We start from the raw sequence: 19,490 nt of genomic DNA, 5'->3' as shown, positions 1-19,490 counted from the left end.
ACTCTATCATGAAGCGCCAATTATTTTTCTTGCCAAAAATAACGCTTCTGACGAGCGCCTTGCGGCAAATCATGCTTACCGAGGGTAAATGATATTGCACCGTTCAAGGCTGTATCGTAAATCCGGACGCCATGACGTTCATAACGACTGATCACTTGTGCATGTGGATGGCCAAAGTTGTTGTGAATTCCCCTCGAGATCAAGGCATATTCAGGTTTTACCAGACTGACGAAACGCTCGCTCGAAGCCGTTCGACTGCCATGATGAGGTGCCAATAACCATTGAGCCCGTATATCCCGCCCAGATTCAACGAGGCGACGCTCGGCCTTTTCGTCTATATCACCGGTTAGCAAAAGGCGCTCGCCTGCTGCTTCTACCATCAGCACGCACGATGCAGCGTTTCCCTTCATCAAGGGGCTAGGCTGCCAGACAGTAAATAAGACTCCCTCCCACACCCAGCGCTGATTATCTTCGCAGGGTGTCGGATGCAAGCCAGGAGGAAGCCGCTTCACTTCCCCGCTCACCACCTTGTCCACCTTCAAGGCACTGAAAACAGCAGCGGCGCCTCCTGCATGATCTGCGTCCCCATGACTGATCAACATCATGTCTAGATGACTGACGCCTGTAGCTTTCAGGTTGGGGACTACCACCCTTTCGCCAGCATCATAGCTTCCGCTAAGCGGCCCGGCGTCGTATAGCATGGCGTGGCCTTTGGTCTGTATGAATACAGACAACCCCTGTCCGACGTCGAGCACGGTTACCTTTGCCAGTCCTGACGCTGGTCGGGTCACTGGCGGCCAGAACAACGGAATCAGCAGAAATACTGCCAAAGGCCTGACCGGCACCCCATCGGGGGCCAGCCATAGCAACACACCTAGCATGCCTAAAGCGACAGCCCACGCAGGCACCCATGCTCCCTGCCACGCAGGAACCAGTGCCGACACGTACCCGAGAAATGCGAATAAATCATCAAGGGCCGCGCCTGAACACCACAGTAGCAACTCGCCTAGGGGAGGAATGATCAGAAGAAACACGGTACCCAGCAAGGCGGCTGGCACCACTAAAAAGTCTACCCAAGGCACGGCAACAAGGTTAGCGATCGGCCCCGACAGACTGACAGGCAGATCCAGAGCCAGTAAAACCGGCGCTAGCCCGACTGCCATCATCCATTGGGCCCGCCCCCAACTGCGCCAAGGATTCCATTGACCCAAACGGCCGCCAAAGATCCATATCAAGAGACCTACAGCGATAAAAGACAACCAAAAGCCTGCCGTAAGGCTTGCCAGCGGCTCAGCCACCAGCACAGCCGCCAAGGCAATACCTACCGGTACCCATGCCCCCAGGTGACGAAACCGTAATCGCCATAGTGTAATCAGCGCGATCATGACGCAGGCTCGTCTTACAGGAACGTCAAAGCCTGCCAGAAATCCGTATCCTACCGCCGATACAAGCGCAGACAGGCAAGCAACAGGAAACCACGGTATCCGGACAGGCCAGTAGCCCAGACGCGCCAATCCGGCGATCAGCGCAAATACAAATCCCGAAAGCAGCGTAATGTGCTGACCGGAAATAACCATCAGATGCGTAGTGCCTGTGGCCTGTAAAAGCTGCCAATCCCGAGTCGAAACGCCTGAGCTGTCGCCCAGAACCAATGCAGCCAGCCCACCGTTTCGCTGAAAGGCGTCAAGATGCAATAACCGCTGCCTTAATGCGTCTCGCCAGGCATCCAAGGTGGCCTGACGGGAAAGTCGTTGCCCTGCCTTAACGACACCGCTTGCACCGATTCGATGAGCCAGCATCCAGGCTTCGCCATCCATTCCCCGGAGATTGTGGAGCCCGCCCGGCTTTTGCAACTCTACAGCGAGACGCCATTGCTCACCTGATCGTACGGCAGGCGCATTTGACCAGGAGACCCGGATACGGCTTGGTAAAGCCCCTCGACGGCTCTGCGCATCTTCCACAAGAAAACGCGTCGAACCTTCGCGCAATTCAGGAAGCCCTACAACTGTTCCCTCAAGCCAGACTATTCTTCCGTCCAGACCATCATCCAGTCGCTCATCCAGCGCCCAATGAGCCGACAGACAGGCCCAGCCAAAGCCTATCAAGAAGGCACCTGCCACGTAGACACGGGGCAGGAACATCAGACCGAATGCCACTATCAAGCAGGCAACAAGAGCCTCTCGATCAGGCAATTCGGGTAGAAAGCGCAGCACCAATAGGCCTGCAATGAACGCAACGATCCCTGTGCGCATGACTCCGCTCCATCGAAGCCCAAGAACAACAACCCGGCATCCTGCCGGGTTCAACCTTATACGTCAGCCAATTGTCCGTCAGCTAATTTCAAACACCGATCCATCTGCGCTGCGAGCGCCAAATCATGCGTCACTATGAGGAAGGCTGTGCTCAGCGAGTCACTCAACTCAAGCATCAACTCTTGGATACTGTGTGCAGTATGCTGATCCAGATTGCCTGTAGGCTCGTCCAGCAAAACAACCTTGGGCTGATTGATAAGGGCCCTGGCTATCGCGACCCGCTGCCTTTCACCACCCGATAATTCAGCAGGCTTGTGACTCAACCGATGCCCCAGCCCCACCCGCTTAAGCAGTTGAGCGGCACGCTCCCGCGCCTCCGAGATTGGCGTAGCGCCAATAAGCAGCGGCATGCAGACGTTTTCCAATGCACTGAATTCCGGGAGCAAGTGATGAAACTGATAGACGAAGCCCATGGCACGATTGCGCAATAGACCGCGCGCTTTCTCACCCAGCCGGGAAAGCTCTTCGCCTGCCAACCAAACACCGCCCTGAGACGGTGTATCCAGGCCACCCAATAGGTTCAGTAATGTGGTTTTGCCTGAACCAGAGCTGCCTACAATGGAAATGCGCTCACCTGGCTGAAGATCCAGATTGACTCCTGAAAGAACCTCGACGATCTCAGGGCCTTCGACATAGCGTTTGCCCAGATCAACGCAACGCAGCACGGCCTCGTTAATCATATCGCAAGGCCTCGGCAGGCTCTGTGCGCGACGCACGCCAGGCAGGGTAAAGCGTAGCCAAAAAACTCATGCACAACGCGGCGCAACAGATTAGCGCTACATCTTCTAGCTGGAGCTCAGACGGCAGGTTACTGATGAAGTACATGTCAGAGCCAAATATCTTATGCCCGACAATACGTTCAAGGGCTGAAATCCACTGGCTTACATTAAGCGCAGCAATAACACCCAGGACACCGCCAACAAGCGTGCCGATAACTCCAATCACCGTCCCCTGCACCATGAAAACAAACATGATCTGGCGAGGCGTAGCGCCCAATGTACGCAAGATCGCAATATCTGCCTTCTTGTCGGCAACAACCATGATCAGCGTGGCGATGATGTTAAAGGCCGCTACCGCTACGATCAGTAGAAGCAGCAGACCAATCATGGTCTTTTCCATGTTCATTGCTTGGAACAGACTTCCCTGAGTACTGGTCCAGTCCTGCGACTGATAACCCGGCCCCATGGCATTAGCTACTTGACGGGAATACTGTGGCGCCTTGAACAGATCATCGAATGCCAGACGAACGCTCTGAACGAGCCCTGGCTCCCATCCTTTCAATGGAGCGGCGTCCGCTACATTGATAAGCCCTAGGGAACCATCAAGCTCTGCACCGACCTTGAAGATACCTACCACAGTAAAGCGGCGCATCCGTGGCGTGATGTTGCCTGCCGCAGAGGTTACCTCAGGAACAATAACAGTGACCTTGTCACCCATACCCAGCTGGAAGCGATGAGCCGTGATCTCCCCAATAACGATGCCAAACTCACCCGCCCTCAGGTTATCCAGCTGCCCTTGAACCATGCGATCACCGATGATCGAGACCTTGGGCTCCAGCTCAGGATCAATGCCATCCACCAACAGCGGCTGCATGCGTCCGCGCTGGGATAGCATGCCCTGCAGCTGAGTATAGGGAACCGCAGCCAATACATGAGGCTGCTGCACCGCCTTGTCCGCTACGCTTTTCCAGTCCGAGAATGGCTGCTCTGCATTAATGGTTGCGTGAGGCACCATTCCCAGGATTCGGGTACGCATCTCCCGCTGAAAGCCGTTCATGACTGATAGCACCAGAATCATGGCCAATACGCCCAGCGTCAGCCCGATCATGGAGACCAGCGAGAAGAATGAGATAAACGATTTACGGCGCTTTGCCCGTGTATATCGCAATCCAATGAAAAGAGATAAAGGTCTGAACATTTCGCCTTACACTGTTTCAGGAGGAGAACGGCCGTCAGGCCGGAACCAGGCGGCCATCTTCCAGGCGCAGCGTACGATCCATCTGAGCGGCCAGCGCCTGGTCGTGGGTTACTACAAGAAAGGACGTACGCAAAGACGTTGAAAGTTCAAGCATCATTTGCTGAATTCCATGGGCCGTATGCTGATCCAAATTGCCTGTAGGCTCGTCCAGTAAAACCAGCTTGGGTTCATTGACCAATGCACGTGCGATGGCTACCCGCTGGCGCTCGCCTCCGGATAACTCAGCCGGCTTATGGCTTAGTCGATGTCCCAGCCCCACCCGCTCCAGCAATGCAGAAGCTTTCCTGCGGGCTTCAGCTATCGACGTTCGACCGATAAGCAATGGCATGCAGACGTTTTCCAGTGCGCTGAACTCAGGGAGCAAGTGATGAAATTGATAAACGAAGCCCATGGCACGGTTACGCAACAGGCCGCGTGCCTTCTCATTGAGCGCCGAAAGCTCCTCCCCATCCAGCCATACACTGCCCTGACTTGGGGTGTCCAGTCCGCCCAACAGGTTCAGCAACGTAGTTTTTCCTGAACCGGAACTGCCTACGATCGAAACACGCTCTCCTGGAAGCAGCTCCAACTCTACGCCGGTCAGGACGTCGACCGTTTGCGGTCCCTCTTCGTAGCGCTTGCCCAGGTTCTGGCAACGCAGTACGGCTTTATCACTCATAACGCAACGCCTCGGCAGGCTGGGTGCGAGCAGCACTCCAGGAAGGGTACAGGGTGGCAAGGAAACTCAGCAGCAGCGAGGCACCACACACCCACAAGACATCATTGAGCTGCAACTGGGACGGCAAATAATTGATGAAATACACTTGAGCGTTCAGGAACTGATGTCCTGTCGTACGTTCCAGCCAAGCAATGAAGCCGCTGACATTAAGCGCAGCGACAACTCCCAAGGCGCAGCCAAGCAGGGTTCCGATTACGCCGATGAAAGTACCCTGAACCATGAACACAAACATGATCTGGCGAGGCGTGGCACCCAACGTCCGTAAAATGGCAATGTCGGACGTCTTGTCAGTTACCACCATGACCAATGTCGAGATGATATTGAAGGCAGCTACCGCCACGATCAGAAGAAGGAGAAGGCCAATCATGGTCTTCTCCATACCGATGGCTTGATACAGGTTGCCATGGGTGCGAGTCCAATCACGTGCATAGAAGTCTTCGTTGTCACTTGCCAGCGACCGGACAATATCCCATGAGACCTGGGGTGCCTTGAACAGATCGTGCAGTTTTAGGCGGATGCCCTGGACCTGACTGGGCTGCCACCGCTGCAGGCGCGCCGCATCCTCAACATGGATCAGACCCACCGAACCATCCAGCTCTCCGGCCCCGACGCTAAAAATACCTACGACGGTAAGCCGCTTCATCCGGGGAAACATACCGGCAGGCGTCACGGCTACTTCCGGGGCGATATAGGTAACCTTATCACCCACTTTAACGCCCAGTTTCTGCGCAGCCAGCGTTCCGATAATAACGCCGAAACCGCCCGGTTTGAGATCCGTCAGCTTACCTTCACGCATGAAGTCACTGATGATCGAAACCTTCGGCTCCTCATCCGGATCAATGGCGTTGAGAAGTACGGTCTGAACGGCCTTGTCCTGGGTCAGCATGCCTTGCAGCTGGGTAAACGGCGCAACCGCGGCCACTTGAGGATTTTTTCTGGCCTGATCGGCAATAGTCCGCCAATCATTAATCGGCTGGTAGGACTCTACAGTGGCATGGGGAATCATCCCCAAGACGCGGTCGCGCATTTCACGGTCGAATCCATTCATGACCGAAAGCACTACGATCATGACCAGCACACCCAGCGCCAGCCCAACCATGGAGGTCAGGGAAATAAATGAAACGAAGTGATTTCTTCGCTTGGCACGCACATAACGCATGCCGATGTAGATAGGTAGTGGTCTAAACATATCCAGGCTTAAGCAGGAATGGGACGCAAGCGAGTCCTTATGGACAAGGGAAACGGCAAACAATACAGAACTGGCCGTTATAGTCCCAAGCTCGACTACACTCATATATGTAGCGTTCGCCACTTCAGGCGGAGCGAATCCCTGTTGCTTCACAGCCCTGACGAAGCGCCAGCTTACAGACTGGCAAGCCCCCATCAGCAGGCATTACACTCAACGCTTCGATCATCGCCGTGGGTTTACCATGACCGCACCAGACGCGGATGAACGCCGCGAATACTATCGCATCACAGACTCGATCGCACTGGAAATCACCCCACTTGCCGGGACAGAACAATCCGCCACGCCTAATGTGTCACCTTTGTTCGATCTGCTAAGTGAAATGCATCTTCTGGAGTTCGAATCACAGCACCTTTTGCGCAGCGTCAATGAGCGTGACCGCCCAATTGCCGTCTGTATAAAGCTGCTCAACAAGCGAATCGATTTACTGGGTCAGGCACTGACCTGGAATTTGATTCATGAAGTCGGAGAACCCAGACCTGTAGTGCTGTCCGAGGGTGGCATCAGCTTTCAGCATTCAGAGGCGTTTTCACTGGGTAGCCAGCTAAGCCTGCGCATGATACTGATGCCTCAGGCACTGGGCCTTGAATTGAAAGCTGAAGTGATTCACTGCCAGCCGGCTACGCCAGACAGTTATGAGATAGGCACCAGCTTCGTAGACATCAGCGATGCACAACGCCAGCTGCTTGCTCGGCATATCTTCAAGAAGCAGGCCCATGAGCGCCGTACGCTCAGAGCACAGCCCAAGGGTGAGCAATAGTGAACTACTGGCTGAGTTTTTTACTGTTGCTCGGCCCAACAGCTGTTTTCGCCGATACGCTCTCGATCCCTATTAGTCGTCAAGGTGACACCCACACGGCCCTGCCCCAACCTGGGCAACTTCGCACCGAGGTGCTGAATCGATTTGGTTTGCCGGACGAAGAACATCCAGCCGTAGGTAAGCCGCCCATTACTCGCTGGGACTATCGCAACTTCAGCGTCTATTTTGAGAATGACCGTGTCATCGATGCGGTTCGTGACCATCAGCCACTTAATCGCAGGGAAACGCCATGACAGTCATCTACGGCCATCGAGGAGCCAAAGGCGAGGCCCCGGAAAACACGCTAGCCAGTTTTGAACAGTGCCTGCAGGTGGGCGTAACCCGCTGCGAGCTGGACCTCCACCTGTCCAGTGATGGAGAATTGATGGTCATTCACGACCCTACCCTCAAGCGTACTACGGGACGTCGAGGTAAGGTTGCCGAGTTACCTGCCGATACGCTGGTTACCTATGACGCACGCTTGGCAGGTCCCTCATGGCCTCGACCCTGCCCTATTCCACGCCTTGAGGATCTTTTCGAGCAAGTGGATTTCGAGCATTGGCAGCTTGAAGTCAAAAGCGCTTCACGCGTCCGGGCTGCACGCACCATCAAAGCCATTGATGAGCTGGCGAAACGCTTCAATCTCAGCAATCGCATTACGGTAACGTCCAGCTCACGGGAAGTATTAAGGGCGCTTAACCGTGACACTCCCTGGCTTCAACGTGGGCTGGTGGCAGAATATGCCTGGCTGGATCCGCTGAAAGTGGCTGCTAACTACGGCTGCCATTTACTTGCGCTCAATTGGACGCTGTGCACCCCTGAGCGACTCTTGAAGGCCCAGCGCCAAGGCCTGCATGTATCGGTATGGACGGTAAATGAGCCTTCCTTGATGCGACGCCTAATCGACTTCGGTGCAGACAGTTTAATTACGGATTATCCAGCACTGGCCAGAACCGTGCTGGATGATCACAAACCACAGGCTAAGCCGGCTTAGAAAAGCCGGTTCAACCCATCAAAGGCAGCTACGCGGTACGCCTCAGCCATGGTGGGATAATTAAACGTCGTATTGATGAAGTACTTGATGTTATTGCCAGGACCTTTCTGGTTCATGATGGCTTGTCCGATGTGAAGAATCTCGGACGCCTGATCGCCAAAGCAGTGAACACCAAGGACTTCCAGAGTCTCGCGATGGAACAGGATTTTGAGCATGCCTACCGGCTCGCCTGAAATCTGCGCTCGCGCCATGCTTTTGAAGAACGCTTTGCCAACTTCGTAGGGTACTCTAGCCTGCGTCAAATCGCGCTCGTTTTTACCCAAAGAACTGATTTCGGGAATGGTATAAATTCCAGTAGGAATATCATCGACATAGCGCGCGGAATCATCATCCAGAATATTACCGGCAGCTGAACGACCTTGGTCAAACGCTGCACTGGCAAGGCTAGGCCAACCAATGACATCTCCAGCCGCCAGGATATTAGGGCAACTGGTGCGGTAATTCTCATCCACGTTAATTTGGCCGCGGCTGTTCACCTCGATACCAACATTCTCCAACGCCAGCTGGTCGGTATTGCCGGTGCGCCCGTTACACCACAGAAGCGCGTCAGCTCGCAGCTTCTTGCCTGACTTAAGGTGAAGAACGACCCCATGCTCCAGGCCTTCAATACGCTCATACTCTTCATTGTGACGAATGAGCACATTATTGGTGCGCAAGTGGTAGCTAAGCGCATCGGAGATTTCATCATCCAGGAAGCTCAGCAGCTGATCGCGCGTATCGATCAGATCGACGAGCACACCCAGGCCACTGAAGATGGAGGCGTATTCACACCCAATGACACCTGCTCCATAAATGATCAGGCGCCGTGGTGTATGGCTCAAGGTCAGGATGGTATCGCTGTCATAAACACGCGGGTGGGAGAAATCAACATCAGCTGGGCGGTAAGGACGCGAGCCCGTTGCAATAACCACCTGCTTGCCAACCAGTTGTTCGGTACCGCCATTGGGATTTATGACGTTGATCGTGTGCTCGTCGATAAAGCTTGCGGTTCCGAAGTACACATCGACCCGGTTACGAGCAAAATAGGATGTGTGTGAATTAACCTGCTTTCCAATGACGCGCTCAGCACTCTTGAGCACGTCAGGAAAGGAAAACCAGCGAGGCTCGCCAATCGTGCGGAACATCGGATTATTGTTGAAATGGATGATCTGCTTGACTGAGTTACGCAGAGCCTTTGACGGAATGGTGCCAAGGTGAATGCAATTTCCACCGATGACCTGGCGACTGTCCACGACCGCCACCTTGCGTCCGTGCTTGGCTGCATTGATTGCAGCCCCCTCGCCTGCCGGGCCCGATCCCAGCACCACTACGTCATAGTTATAGACAGCCATGATTACTCCTCGAAAAAACGAACCGATCGCTCATGAGCGTCGAGCACATCATCACCGGCTCTACGGCAACCCGATTTAAGCGATGATCTCTATATAGGTTACACCTATCCTCTCGTTGCGACCTTTCGTCACACTAGAAAATCTTTTCAATTTAAAGCGATAAATAAAAACGGGAGCCTAAGCTCCCGTCTTCATATGAACAATGCTTAAACCGCTGGATAAGCCGGTGGGTTTACACCAGCCATTTCCTCAAGCACACGAACAACCTGGCAGCTATAGCCGAACTCGTTGTCATACCACACATAGAGAACGACACGGTTATCGCTGCAAATGGTAGCACCTGCGTCTACTATGCCAGCATGACGAGAGCCAACGAAGTCGCTGGATACCACTTCAGGCGAGTTGACGAAATCGATCTGCTTGTGAAGATCAGAGTGCAGCGCCATATAACGCAGATAATCGTTGATCTCTTCCTTATTGGTGCCTTTTTCAAGGTTCAGGTTCAGGATAGCCATCGACACGTTGGGCGTTGGAACGCGAATGGCATTACCTGTCAGCTTGCCAGCCAATTCTGGCAGCGCCTTGGCGACCGCTTTGGCGGCGCCCGTCTCGGTAATCACCATGTTCAACGGTGCACTACGACCGCGACGATCACCTTTGTGGAAGTTGTCGATCAGGTTTTGATCATTGGTGAAGGAGTGAACCGTTTCTACATGACCGCTGATGATGCCGTACTTGTCATTGATGGCCTTCAGCACGGGCACGATAGCATTGGTGGTGCAGGAAGCCGCCGTAACAATGCTGTCTTCCGGGCTGATAGTGTTGTGGTTGATACCGTGAACGATATTCTTGAGCGACCCCTTGCCAGGCGCCGTCAGCACAACACGCGCAGCACCCGGGCACTTCAGATGTTGCGACAGGCCTTCTGCATCACGCCATTTACCGGTGTTATCAACAATGATCGCATTATTGATACCGTACTGGGTGTAGTCGACTGTGGTCGGATCGTTGGAATAAATCACCTGAATCAGGGTGCCATTTGCACAAATTGTGTTGTTGGTCTCGTCAACGGTGATGGTGCCTTCGAAGGAGCCATGTACCGAGTCGCGACGCAACAGGCTGGCGCGCTTGACCAGATCGTTTTCAGCGCCTTTACGCACCACAATGGCACGTAGACGCAGGCCATCGCCGCTTCCAGAGTGCTCGATAAGGATACGTGCAAGCAAACGTCCGATACGGCCAAAGCCATACAGAACCACATCGGTTCCCTGGCGCTTTTCGGTGCCCTGCTTACCTACAACGGCAGCCAGTTCTTCGCGTAGGAACTCTTTTAGATCACGCCCTGCCCCCGCCTGCTTGAATTTCAAGCTCAGACGCGCCAAATCAATGGAAGCGGCACCTAGCTCAAGTTCACTAATAGCCTTAAGCAGCGGATAGGTATCGTGTACAGACAATGCGACATCATCGACCTGACGTGCAAAGCGATGCGCCTTGAGAATGGCGATCACTGAACGATTAACCAAACCACGCCCATATATAGAGGTCACAACATTATTATTACGGTAGAGCTGACCGATCAGCGGAATCATTGCCTCCGCAATCGCCTCACGATCGATCCATTCACCAAGACACTGGTCGGAGTTCTGACTCACGGTGATACCTTCCATATGTAGGGGCTAACAAAAGGAACTACATTATGACCGCACCTGCCTGAACCGGCAATCTTCGCGCGTCGATGCACTGACAGCGAGACGAGACCGTCGTTACAATCCCAACTCAGATTTTTTTCAACGGAGCCTAACCAGCGTGCCCGTTTTGCGCATTCCATCAATTCCTGATACCGCCGGACGACAGCATTGGGGAAATCTCCCCGGAGCCGCGCTAAGTCTGGCTATTGCCGAGGCTGCAAGCGCTGCCAGCCAACGCTTCACCCTACTTTTAACGCCGGACAGCCAGAGCGCCGAACGCCTGGAGCAAGAACTGCGCTTCTTTGCCCCGAGGCTTCCCGTACTGCATTTCCCTGATTGGGAAACGTTGCCTTACGATATTTTCTCGCCGCATCAAGACATTATTTCCCAACGCGTAGCGGCGCTCTATCGCCTACCAGAGCTTGATCACGGCATTTTGGTAGTGCCTATCGCAACAGCCCTACATCGTATGGCACCTACACGCTTCCTGTTAGGCAGCAGTCTTGTGCTGGATGTGGGACAACGTCTGGATGTAGAGGCTACGCGGGCTCGCCTGGAGGCAGCCGGATACCGCTATGTCGATACCGTCTACGAGCATGGCGAATTTACAGTCCGTGGAGCACTGATTGATCTCTTCCCGATGGGCAGTAGTCTCCCGTACCGAATCGACTTATTCGATGACGAAATTGAGACATTACGCACATTTGATCCAGAGACGCAGCGATCAATCGACAAGGTAGATTCGATCCGACTGCTTCCTGCTCGAGAATTTCCGCTGCATAAAGAAGCCGTCACAGGGTTCAGGGCGCGCTTTCGAGAGCGTTTTGATGTGGATTATCGTCGCAGCCCTCTTTATCAGGATCTGGCGAGTGGCTTGACGCCCGCGGGCATCGAGTATTACTTGCCGCTGTTCTTTGATGAGACGTCGACGCTGTTTGATTACCTGCCCCAGAGCGCACAGGTTTTTTCGTTACCAGGCATCGAGCAGGCATCTGAACAGTTCTGGACGGACGTACGGACCCGTTATGAAGACCGTCGCGTTGACCCGGAGCGTCCTCTATTACCACCGGCTGAAGTTTTCCTCCCGGTAGAAGAGTGCTTCGCTCGTCTCAAGCAATGGCCACGCATTGTTATCAGTGGCGATGATATCGAGCCGGGCGTGGGTCGTGAGCGTTTTTCAGCTCGGCCTCTGCCCAATCTTGCCATTGAGGCCAAGGCTAATCAGCCATTGGCGGCCTTGCAAAATTTCCTGGCTGAGTTTGATGGACGCATCCTGTTTACAGCAGAATCTGCCGGCCGTCGGGAGGTGCTGCTTGAGTTGCTGGCACGTATCAACTTGCGTCCTACATCGGTCGAGGGATGGGAAGATTTTCAGGAAACTGACGAGCGTTTGTTGATTACAGTCGCGCCGCTCGACGAAGGCTTGCTACTCGAAAAACCCGATGTAGCCCTCATTGCCGAAAGTCCGTTGTTTGGTCAGCGTATCATGCAGCGTCGTCGCCGGGAAAAGCGCAACGAGCATGGTGACAACGTCGTCAAGAACCTGACCGAGCTACGCGAGGGCGCGCCGGTCGTGCATATCGATCACGGCGTTGGGCGTTATATGGGTCTGGTAACGCTTGAGTTGGAGGGCCAGGCGCAAGAATTTCTACTATTGGAATATGCAGACGAAGCGAAGCTCTATGTTCCGGTTGCCAACCTGCACCTGATTGCCCGTTATTCAGGCGCTGACGACGCGCTTGCTCCACTACACAAACTAGGTTCTGAAACCTGGCAGAAAGCCAAACGCAAGGCAGCTGAGCAGGTGCGCGATGTTGCAGCCGAGCTGCTGGATGTATATGCCCGTCGAGCCGCTCGGGAAGGATTTGCGTTTACTGATCCCAAGGCGGATTACGAAACCTTCGCAGCAGGCTTTCCGTTTGAAGAAACACCTGACCAGCAAGTTACTATCGATGCTGTACTCAAGGATATGCTGTCAGGCAAGCCCATGGATCGTCTGGTCTGCGGGGATGTAGGCTTTGGCAAGACCGAAGTCGCCATGCGGGCGGCGTTTGTAGCGGTACACAGCGGCAAGCAGGTGGCCGTCCTGGTTCCTACGACACTGTTGGCGCAGCAGCATTACAACAGCTTTCGCGACCGCTTTGCCGACTGGCCTGTGCGCGTCGAGGTGATGTCTCGCTTCAAGTCTGCCAAGGATGGTGAAAAGGCCGTACAGGAACTGGCTGACGGTAATATCGACATTATTATCGGCACACACAAACTGCTGCAGGACGACGTGAAGCTCAAGAATCTGGGACTCGTCATCATTGATGAGGAGCACCGATTCGGCGTGCGTCAGAAGGAGCAATTCAAAGCGCTACGTAGCGAAGTCGATATTCTGACCCTTACGGCCACACCGATTCCGCGCACGCTCAACATGGCTGTTGCAGGTATGCGCGATCTTTCCATCATCGCCACTCCGCCGGCTCGACGTTTGTCGGTCCGGACGTTCGTCATGGAGCAGCAGAACGCGGTTATCAAGGAAGCCCTTCTTCGCGAGCTGCTACGCGGCGGACAGGTCTACTACCTTCACAACGAAGTAAAGACCATTGAAAAGTGCGCCCGGGACCTTGCGGAGCTGGTGCCGGAGGCCCGTATTGGCATTGGTCATGGACAGATGCGCGAACGGGAACTGGAACAGGTCATGAGCGACTTCTACCACAAGCGCTTCAACGTGCTGGTAGCGTCAACTATTATCGAGACCGGTATTGACGTTCCCAGCGCCAATACCATCATTATCGAGCGTGCAGACAAGTTTGGCCTGGCGCAACTGCATCAGTTGCGTGGACGCGTGGGACGAAGTCACCACCAGGCGTATGCCTACCTGCTAACACCGCCACGAAAAAGCATGACGCCTGATGCTGAAAAACGTCTTGAGGCGATTGCTGGTGCGCAGGACCTGGGCGCAGGCTTCATTCTGGCCACCCATGACCTTGAAATACGGGGCGCCGGCGAACTCCTGGGCGAAGGTCAAAGCGGCCAGATCCAGGCTGTAGGCTTTACGCTGTACATGGAAATGCTGGAACGGGCGGTCAAGGCTATTCGCAAAGGTGAACAACCGAACCTAGAACAGCCCCTTGGCGGTGGTCCGGATATCAATCTGCGGGTACCCGCGCTCATTCCAGAGGACTATCTGCCAGACGTCCATACTCGCCTGATTCTGTACAAGCGTATTGCTTCTGCAGCCGATGAAGATGCACTCAAGGAGCTACAGGTCGAAATGATTGACCGCTTTGGCCTTTTACCCAATGCCGTCAAAAACCTGGTCCGCCTGACACTTATGAAGATCAAGGCAGAAGCCCTAGGTGTTGTGAAGGTTGATGCCGGCCCGCAAGGCGGTCGCATCGAGTTCACTCATGATACGAAGGTTGATCCGTTGGTACTGGTCAAAATGATACAAAGCCAGCCCAACAAGTATCGCCTTGAGGGTGCAACCATCTTTAAATTCCAGGTACCGATGGAGCGTCCTGAAGAGCGTTTCAATATCATTGAGGCACTTTTCGAGCGCTTGACCCCGGAAAACGTCTAGTCCAGGTAACCGGCCGGGCACTCAGGAGGTGCCCGGCCAGTCGGGCTTAACCTGCCAGTACTGTTGCCAGTACTGCTTTAACCCTACCTATACCCTCATGCAGCGCCTGCTCTATTTCAGCCATGGTGATAACGCCAGTTACCTTACCTGCAGCTGGATTAACGACCAACGCCAAACAGGCATAAGCCAAATCCTGCTCCCGAGCCAGTGCGGCTTCTGGCATGGCTGTCATCCCCACGATGTCACATCCATCACGCTCCAGGCGAACGATCTCTCCTGCCGTTTCCAGGCGCGGCCCTTGTGTACAGGCATAGACGCCCTGATCACTGTGGGCATAGCCGTGTTGACGCAGCGCACTGATCAATTGCTGGCGAAGCGCCTCATCATAGGGGTAGCTGAAATCGATATGGGTTACCGCTTCCAGAGACCCTTCAAAAAAGGTGTGTTCACGACCCCATGTATAGTCGACGATCTGGTGAGGCACACATAGATGCCCGCTACCCATTGCTGAATGGATACCGCCTACCGCATTAACGGCCAGGATTGCTTCTGCACCGGCATGCTTGAGCGCCCATATATTGGCGCGATAATTGACCTGATGAGGCGGGATGCGATGCGGATGACCATGGCGCGCCAGGAACAATACTTCACGCCCTGCATAATGGCCTTTGAGAATGTCCGCCGAAGGCGCGCCATAGGGCGTGTTTATTCTGAGGGACTCATCCAGCGTCAGACCTTCCAGCTGCGTCAGGCCAGTCCCGCCGATAATGGCGTAAACGGTCATATAAACTCCTTAATCAATCAAACCTGCTTGGCGCAGAGTAGATAAAGCCGCAAGCCAGCGAGGATGCTGACGGTATTCAATGGACGGAAATGCTTTTGCACTCATGCGTTTCAACCGCTGCGAAGGCTTGGCTTTCAAGCGCTGCAGCGCGGTTAGCGCCAGCTCAGCCGCGGCACGGTCATTACAAACGAGCCCCATGTCACAGCCAGCACTCAAGGCAGCCTCTATGCGTCCTGCCGCGTCACCAGCAACATGCGCACCGGCCATGGATAGATCGTCGCTAAAAATAACACCCTTGAAACCCAACTCGCCGCGAAGCACGTCCTGCAGCCACTGCCGCGAAAACCCGGCTGGCTGCTCATCTACGCAGGGATAGATCACATGAGCAGGCATGATCGCTTCCAGCTGCCCACTCAGACGCTTGAAAGGTACAAGATCAACGGCCTTGATGTCTTCCAGGCTACGCTCGTCACGGGGAATGGCCACATGCGAGTCGGCTTCTGCCCATCCATGCCCCGGGAAATGCTTGCCGGTTGCAGCCATGCCGGCAGCATGCATGCCGCGAACGAAGGCGCCCGCCAGATCGGTCGCCCTGTCCGGCGCCCCCTCGAAGGCTCGCTGACCGATTACCGCGCTACGGCCATGATCAAGATCCAGAACCGGAGCAAAGCTGAAGTCGAGCCCGACGGCCAGCACTTCGGTTGCCATTATCCACCCGCATGCCTCGGCAAGGCGATCGGCCTCTAGATGATCGGCAAATCGCCGCATGGCAGGCAGACGTACAAAGCCCTGTCGAAGTCGCTGGACGCGGCCGCCCTCCTGGTCGACAGCCAATAGCAACTCCGGCCGCTCGGCGCGTATGGCTTCACATAGCTCACGCACTTGGCGAGGATGCTCGATATTGCGAGCAAAAAGAATGAGCCCACCCACTTCGGGCTGGCGTAGGAGAAGTCGGTCTTCAGCGGTCAGCCATGTGCCGCCAATGTCCACCATTAATGAGCCTTGCATAGGCATTCCTGAGGCACAGAAAACAAGTGCGGCATGGTGCCCTTTCAACTCGTTTCAATCAATGTGTCAGTAATGCCTTTGCTGAAAGCGCTGGCATATCCTCACTCAGAAGCGCTGAGCATCCTGACTGACAGGCTTGCGGGGCTTGAATTGCGCAGATGCCAGAGCCTGATCCGTCATTGCACTCTCCGCCAGCATGCCACTGGCCATGAAAGGCACCATCAAACGCAATACCTGCTCCGTTGACGTATGTACACCAAAATCATTATCAGCCATGGCCTTCAAAGCCTTGATACCTGACATGCTGAATGCAGCCACCCCTATCATGAAGTGAGCGCGCCAGAACAGCTCCAGCGGAGGAATGGCAGGCGCAGCCATGGCAACCAGCTCCATGTAGCGACGAAAAACGCGTCCGTATGCCTCTTCGAGGTATTTCTTCAGATGCCCCTGGCTCTCACTGAATGCCAGCCCTAAAAGCCGCATGAAAATGGAAAGATCATTACCGTGACGCGGTTTGATGGCTAACGCCTGATCTACCAGCAGATAAAGAAGCTCCTCAAGGTCTGCCTTGGTCCCAGACTTGCCGTACCGTCGGTCCAGCTCATTTTCCAGACACGCGCAATAAGGGTCCAGAAAACGAGAGAATACCGCCTGGATAAGGGATTTCTTCGAGCCGAAGTGATAATTCACTGCTGCAAGGTTTACATTCGCCTTGCTGGTTATCAGGCGGAGCGATGTTTCAGCAAAGCCACGCTCAGCAAAAAGTTGTTCAGCGGCATCCAATATCCGCTCGACCGTTTCAGATTGAGCCATCGCTTAACTACCTGATCATAAAATGTTTTAAACATATGTTTAAAACATTCCTGAGTCAATGCCTGGGATAGCTAAGTGCCGTAATGGCATTTGGCTGATAAAAAGTCGGTTGCCCTCAAACCAATACTGTATATAATCCCAGGAACTGTATATAAAGCCAGACACCTATCATGCTAAAACTAACTCCGAGACAGTCTGAAATCCTGAGCTTCATCAAGCGCTGCCTTGAAGAAAACGGATTCCCGCCCACCCGTGCGGAAATCGCTCAGGAGCTTGGCTTCAAATCCCCGAATGCGGCAGAGGAGCACCTCAAGGCGCTTGCACGTAAAGGCGCTATTGAAATGACGCCTGGTGCCTCTCGCGGAATCCGCATTCCTGGACTGGAAACACAGAAACCTTCTGACAGTGAACTCCCTGTCATCGGTCGTGTCGCTGCAGGCGCGCCAATCCTGGCCCAGCAGCACGTGGAAGAAAATTGCAATATTAACCCTGACTTCTTCCAACCACGTGCGGATTACCTTCTCAAGGTAGAAGGCATGAGCATGAAGAACATTGGTATTCTTGATGGTGACCTTCTGGCGGTTCACGTCACTCGTGAGGCACGCAACGGGCAAGTCGTGGTTGCTCGTGTCGGAGAAGAAGTTACGGTCAAGCGGTTCAAACGTGAGGGCAACAAGGTTTGGCTGATTGCTGAAAACCCTGATTTCCAGCCTATTGAGGTGGACCTCAATAAGCAGGATCTAGTAATCGAAGGCCTGAGCGTAGGTGTCATCAGGCGTTAACGAGTCAACGTATCTATAAGGAGGTGTTCAGTGCAATCTTTATTGCCGCCGGATCATGGACAGTTGCCGTTGTTTCACGACGCACTGGTTCAACCGTCGCTCAATCCTTTTTTGGCTGGACCTATTCAGGCGGCGACTTTGCCTGATTGCTTTAGTGAAGTGACTCTAAACGGCGCTCAAGACCATTGCCTGCATTTGCTAGCACCCATGCTGCGGGAGTTGAGTGACGAACAGGATCCCCGGTGGCTGACACTGATAGCACCTCCGACGCTGCTAACGACAAAGTGGCTGCGCTCAAGGGATTTGAATCTAAATAGAATCCTGCTGCTGCAACCACGTCAGAGCATGCAAACACTAGAGCTTGCTTGTGAAGCCTTACGTTCAGGAAGAAGCCATACCGTGGTGAGCTGGCTCCACGGCATGAAGACTTCCGAGAAGAAAAAGCTGGCTTTGGCCGCTCAGACAGGCAACGCCCAAAGCCTTAACATTCGCTTGGGCTGATCAATGAAGAACGCGGGGAGTATCTTCGCGTTCTATCATATCTCCTTCGGCTAGACGCCCCGCCATCTGCACACCCAAATTGAACATGGCTTTAGCCACTTCAACTTGCTGGCCATGCAGAAAATCCTTTGCATCGGAAGAAAACTCCAATGTCACCAGTGCCTCTTCACCATCGGCACGGCGAAGAACGATACGGCCATCAGCCAGTTCGACAATTTCAAGATAAGACGTAGACATATGTGCATCTCCAGCAGGCGCTGGCATTGTAGCAGTCGCACCTGCCCTTCCCTAGGCTCTATCGATTAACGTAATGCAATAAAGACTAAAATGTTGCAAGACAGCTCTTCAATCAAGAAAATCTACACATTTTTGGCGTCTGTGCCTCACCATTCGGTCAATGAACCACGAAAGCGCAGCGCCAACTCCTTGATGTTTTTTCTCCAGGCCTCGAGCTCAGTATGGCTCAGCAGCCTCTTCTCTTCATCAAGCGTAACCGACTCAATCAGCGGCAGACCAGGATCAACCTTAGCTTGCTTGATAGGCTGCGGTGGTTTTTGCAATGCGGAGAACCCATCCAGCAATTGAGCCAGCCATGTTTGCTGATGACTTGCCAACTCAAACAATTCAGCCAACTCAGGACTTGGCGAATCTTTCAAAGCTTGTGGATTTAAAAACTGATCGATTGAGGCAGCCTGGGCGTTAGGCAGGCGGTAATAACCTGCCACTTCGTGACACAACCCCAAAACAGCACCATACAAATGAAACAACGTTGCCTCTCGCTCGGCCTGAATCTGCCCCTGGGCATTCATGCTCTGCTCGTGCTCCGCCCTGCGCCACGATTCAAGGCTTAAACCGGCGAAGTACAACTTCTGGTTGGTACGAGTATAGATCTCATGAGACATGCCTGAA

General features: G+C 54.0%; 18 protein-coding genes. 6 read left to right on the top strand and 12 right to left on the bottom strand.

Annotated elements, in window-relative coordinates; translation table 11 throughout:
- Window positions 1–20: 20 nt before the first annotated feature.
- The 5 genes from GM154_RS18265 to GM154_RS18245 are packed head-to-tail and all read right to left on the bottom strand — an operon-like array spanning window position 21 to window position 6,196.
- Complete coding sequence (locus GM154_RS18265) at window positions 21–2,252, bottom strand: DNA internalization-related competence protein ComEC/Rec2 (protein WP_219652996.1); 2,232 nt, start codon at window positions 2,250–2,252, stop codon at window positions 21–23.
- Between the two features lie 56 nt (window positions 2,253–2,308).
- Window positions 2,309–2,992 carry a lipoprotein-releasing ABC transporter ATP-binding protein LolD gene (gene lolD, locus GM154_RS18260; protein WP_219652995.1) on the bottom strand — a complete coding sequence of 228 codons (684 nt, stop codon included), beginning with the start codon at window positions 2,990–2,992 and terminating at the stop codon, window positions 2,309–2,311.
- Window positions 2,985–4,229, bottom strand: a complete 1,245-nt coding sequence (locus GM154_RS18255; protein WP_219652994.1) for a lipoprotein-releasing ABC transporter permease subunit — start codon at window positions 4,227–4,229, stop codon at window positions 2,985–2,987. Before GM154_RS18255 ends, lolD (GM154_RS18260) begins: the two co-directional genes overlap by 8 nt.
- A gap of 34 nt (window positions 4,230–4,263) precedes the next feature.
- The gene (gene lolD, locus GM154_RS18250) at window positions 4,264–4,947 is read right to left on the bottom strand and encodes a lipoprotein-releasing ABC transporter ATP-binding protein LolD (RefSeq protein WP_219652993.1); all 684 of its coding nucleotides are present in this window, start codon (window positions 4,945–4,947) and stop codon (window positions 4,264–4,266) included.
- Window positions 4,940–6,196, bottom strand: a complete 1,257-nt coding sequence (locus GM154_RS18245; RefSeq protein ID WP_037030120.1) for a lipoprotein-releasing ABC transporter permease subunit — start codon at window positions 6,194–6,196, stop codon at window positions 4,940–4,942. Before GM154_RS18245 ends, lolD (GM154_RS18250) begins: the two co-directional genes overlap by 8 nt.
- 241 nt (window positions 6,197–6,437) lie before the next feature.
- Between GM154_RS18245 and GM154_RS18240 the strand changes: the two genes are divergently transcribed.
- The 3 genes from GM154_RS18240 to GM154_RS18230 are packed head-to-tail and all read left to right on the top strand — an operon-like array spanning window position 6,438 to window position 8,046.
- Window positions 6,438–7,013 (top strand): PilZ domain-containing protein, encoded by a 576-nt coding sequence (locus GM154_RS18240; RefSeq protein ID WP_219652992.1) that lies wholly within the window; start codon window positions 6,438–6,440, stop codon window positions 7,011–7,013.
- Window positions 7,013–7,306, top strand: a complete 294-nt coding sequence (locus tag GM154_RS18235; protein ID WP_219652991.1) for a phosphodiesterase — start codon at window positions 7,013–7,015, stop codon at window positions 7,304–7,306. The genes GM154_RS18240 and GM154_RS18235 overlap by 1 nt, the downstream gene beginning before the upstream one ends.
- Window positions 7,303–8,046, top strand: coding sequence for a glycerophosphodiester phosphodiesterase (locus GM154_RS18230; RefSeq protein ID WP_219652990.1), 744 nt, complete (start codon window positions 7,303–7,305; stop codon window positions 8,044–8,046). Before GM154_RS18235 ends, GM154_RS18230 begins: the two co-directional genes overlap by 4 nt.
- Here the strand turns inward: GM154_RS18230 and sthA are convergent.
- The gene (gene sthA / locus GM154_RS18225) at window positions 8,043–9,437 is read right to left on the bottom strand and encodes a Si-specific NAD(P)(+) transhydrogenase (RefSeq protein ID WP_010797707.1); all 1,395 of its coding nucleotides are present in this window, start codon (window positions 9,435–9,437) and stop codon (window positions 8,043–8,045) included. The two genes, GM154_RS18230 and sthA, sit on opposite strands and share 4 nt — an antisense overlap.
- A gap of 206 nt (window positions 9,438–9,643) precedes the next feature.
- Window positions 9,644–11,104, bottom strand: a complete 1,461-nt coding sequence (locus GM154_RS18220) for a glyceraldehyde-3-phosphate dehydrogenase (RefSeq protein ID WP_181123845.1) — start codon at window positions 11,102–11,104, stop codon at window positions 9,644–9,646.
- Between the two features lie 139 nt (window positions 11,105–11,243).
- Here GM154_RS18220 and mfd point away from each other — a divergent pair, with 139 nt between their 5' ends.
- On the top strand, window positions 11,244–14,693 hold the full coding sequence (gene mfd / locus GM154_RS18215) for a transcription-repair coupling factor (protein WP_219652989.1): 3,450 nt from the start codon (window positions 11,244–11,246) through the stop codon (window positions 14,691–14,693).
- A gap of 46 nt (window positions 14,694–14,739) precedes the next feature.
- Here the strand turns inward: mfd and GM154_RS18210 are convergent, their stop codons facing one another.
- The 3 genes from GM154_RS18210 to GM154_RS18200 form a co-directional block, all read right to left on the bottom strand.
- Window positions 14,740–15,477 carry an S-methyl-5'-thioinosine phosphorylase gene (locus GM154_RS18210; protein ID WP_010797704.1) on the bottom strand — a complete coding sequence of 246 codons (738 nt, stop codon included), beginning with the start codon at window positions 15,475–15,477 and terminating at the stop codon, window positions 14,740–14,742.
- Between the two features lie 9 nt (window positions 15,478–15,486).
- The gene (nagZ, locus tag GM154_RS18205; RefSeq protein ID WP_219652988.1) at window positions 15,487–16,485 is read right to left on the bottom strand and encodes a beta-N-acetylhexosaminidase; all 999 of its coding nucleotides are present in this window, start codon (window positions 16,483–16,485) and stop codon (window positions 15,487–15,489) included.
- Between the two features lie 105 nt (window positions 16,486–16,590).
- Window positions 16,591–17,298 carry a TetR/AcrR family transcriptional regulator gene (locus tag GM154_RS18200; RefSeq protein ID WP_019365906.1) on the bottom strand — a complete coding sequence of 236 codons (708 nt, stop codon included), beginning with the start codon at window positions 17,296–17,298 and terminating at the stop codon, window positions 16,591–16,593.
- A 170-nt stretch (window positions 17,299–17,468) separates the two neighbouring features.
- Here GM154_RS18200 and lexA point away from each other — a divergent pair, with 170 nt between their 5' ends.
- Both lexA and sulA read left to right on the top strand, forming a co-directional pair.
- Entirely contained in the window at window positions 17,469–18,080 is a 612-nt protein-coding gene (lexA, locus tag GM154_RS18195; RefSeq protein WP_010797701.1) for a transcriptional repressor LexA, read from the top strand.
- Window positions 18,081–18,110: 30 nt separating this feature from the next.
- Complete coding sequence (gene sulA / locus GM154_RS18190; RefSeq protein ID WP_010797700.1) at window positions 18,111–18,581, top strand: SOS-induced cell division inhibitor SulA; 471 nt, start codon at window positions 18,111–18,113, stop codon at window positions 18,579–18,581.
- Here sulA and GM154_RS18185 read toward each other — a convergent pair whose 3' ends face one another.
- Together GM154_RS18185 and GM154_RS18180 are read right to left on the bottom strand one after the other, a co-directional pair.
- Complete coding sequence (locus tag GM154_RS18185; protein WP_010797699.1) at window positions 18,582–18,818, bottom strand: hypothetical protein; 237 nt, start codon at window positions 18,816–18,818, stop codon at window positions 18,582–18,584. It lies immediately after the preceding gene.
- A 146-nt stretch (window positions 18,819–18,964) separates the two neighbouring features.
- A complete protein-coding gene (locus tag GM154_RS18180) occupies window positions 18,965–19,483 on the bottom strand; it encodes a DUF6586 family protein (RefSeq protein ID WP_125888970.1) in 519 nt (172 codons plus the stop codon).
- Between the last annotated feature and the right edge of the window lie 7 nt (window positions 19,484–19,490).

This window comes from Pseudomonas sp. MAG002Y, assembly GCF_019400845.1.
Classification (GTDB): domain Bacteria; phylum Pseudomonadota; class Gammaproteobacteria; order Pseudomonadales; family Pseudomonadaceae; genus Chryseomonas; species Chryseomonas luteola.
The sequence above is the reverse complement of the archived record's forward strand: the minus strand, read 5'-3'. Positions and strand labels throughout refer to the sequence as shown.

Coding starts and splice junctions, on each gene's coding strand:
- GM154_RS18265 (WP_219652996.1), bottom strand. CDS start 2,252: ATGCGCACAGGGATCGTTGCGTTCATTGCAGGCCTATTGGTGCTGCGC.
- lolD (WP_219652995.1), bottom strand. CDS start 2,992: ATGATTAACGAGGCCGTGCTGCGTTGCGTTGATCTGGGCAAACGCTAT.
- GM154_RS18255 (WP_219652994.1), bottom strand. CDS start 4,229: ATGTTCAGACCTTTATCTCTTTTCATTGGATTGCGATATACACGGGCA.
- lolD (WP_219652993.1), bottom strand. CDS start 4,947: ATGAGTGATAAAGCCGTACTGCGTTGCCAGAACCTGGGCAAGCGCTAC.
- GM154_RS18245 (WP_037030120.1), bottom strand. CDS start 6,196: ATGTTTAGACCACTACCTATCTACATCGGCATGCGTTATGTGCGTGCC.
- GM154_RS18240 (WP_219652992.1), top strand. CDS start 6,438: ATGACCGCACCAGACGCGGATGAACGCCGCGAATACTATCGCATCACA.
- GM154_RS18230 (WP_219652990.1), top strand. CDS start 7,303: ATGACAGTCATCTACGGCCATCGAGGAGCCAAAGGCGAGGCCCCGGAA.
- sthA (WP_010797707.1), bottom strand. CDS start 9,437: ATGGCTGTCTATAACTATGACGTAGTGGTGCTGGGATCGGGCCCGGCA.
- GM154_RS18220 (WP_181123845.1), bottom strand. CDS start 11,104: ATGGAAGGTATCACCGTGAGTCAGAACTCCGACCAGTGTCTTGGTGAA.
- GM154_RS18210 (WP_010797704.1), bottom strand. CDS start 15,477: ATGACCGTTTACGCCATTATCGGCGGGACTGGCCTGACGCAGCTGGAA.
- nagZ (WP_219652988.1), bottom strand. CDS start 16,485: ATGCAAGGCTCATTAATGGTGGACATTGGCGGCACATGGCTGACCGCT.
- GM154_RS18200 (WP_019365906.1), bottom strand. CDS start 17,298: ATGGCTCAATCTGAAACGGTCGAGCGGATATTGGATGCCGCTGAACAA.
- lexA (WP_010797701.1), top strand. CDS start 17,469: ATGCTAAAACTAACTCCGAGACAGTCTGAAATCCTGAGCTTCATCAAG.
- GM154_RS18185 (WP_010797699.1), bottom strand. CDS start 18,818: ATGTCTACGTCTTATCTTGAAATTGTCGAACTGGCTGATGGCCGTATC.
- GM154_RS18180 (WP_125888970.1), bottom strand. CDS start 19,483: ATGTCTCATGAGATCTATACTCGTACCAACCAGAAGTTGTACTTCGCC.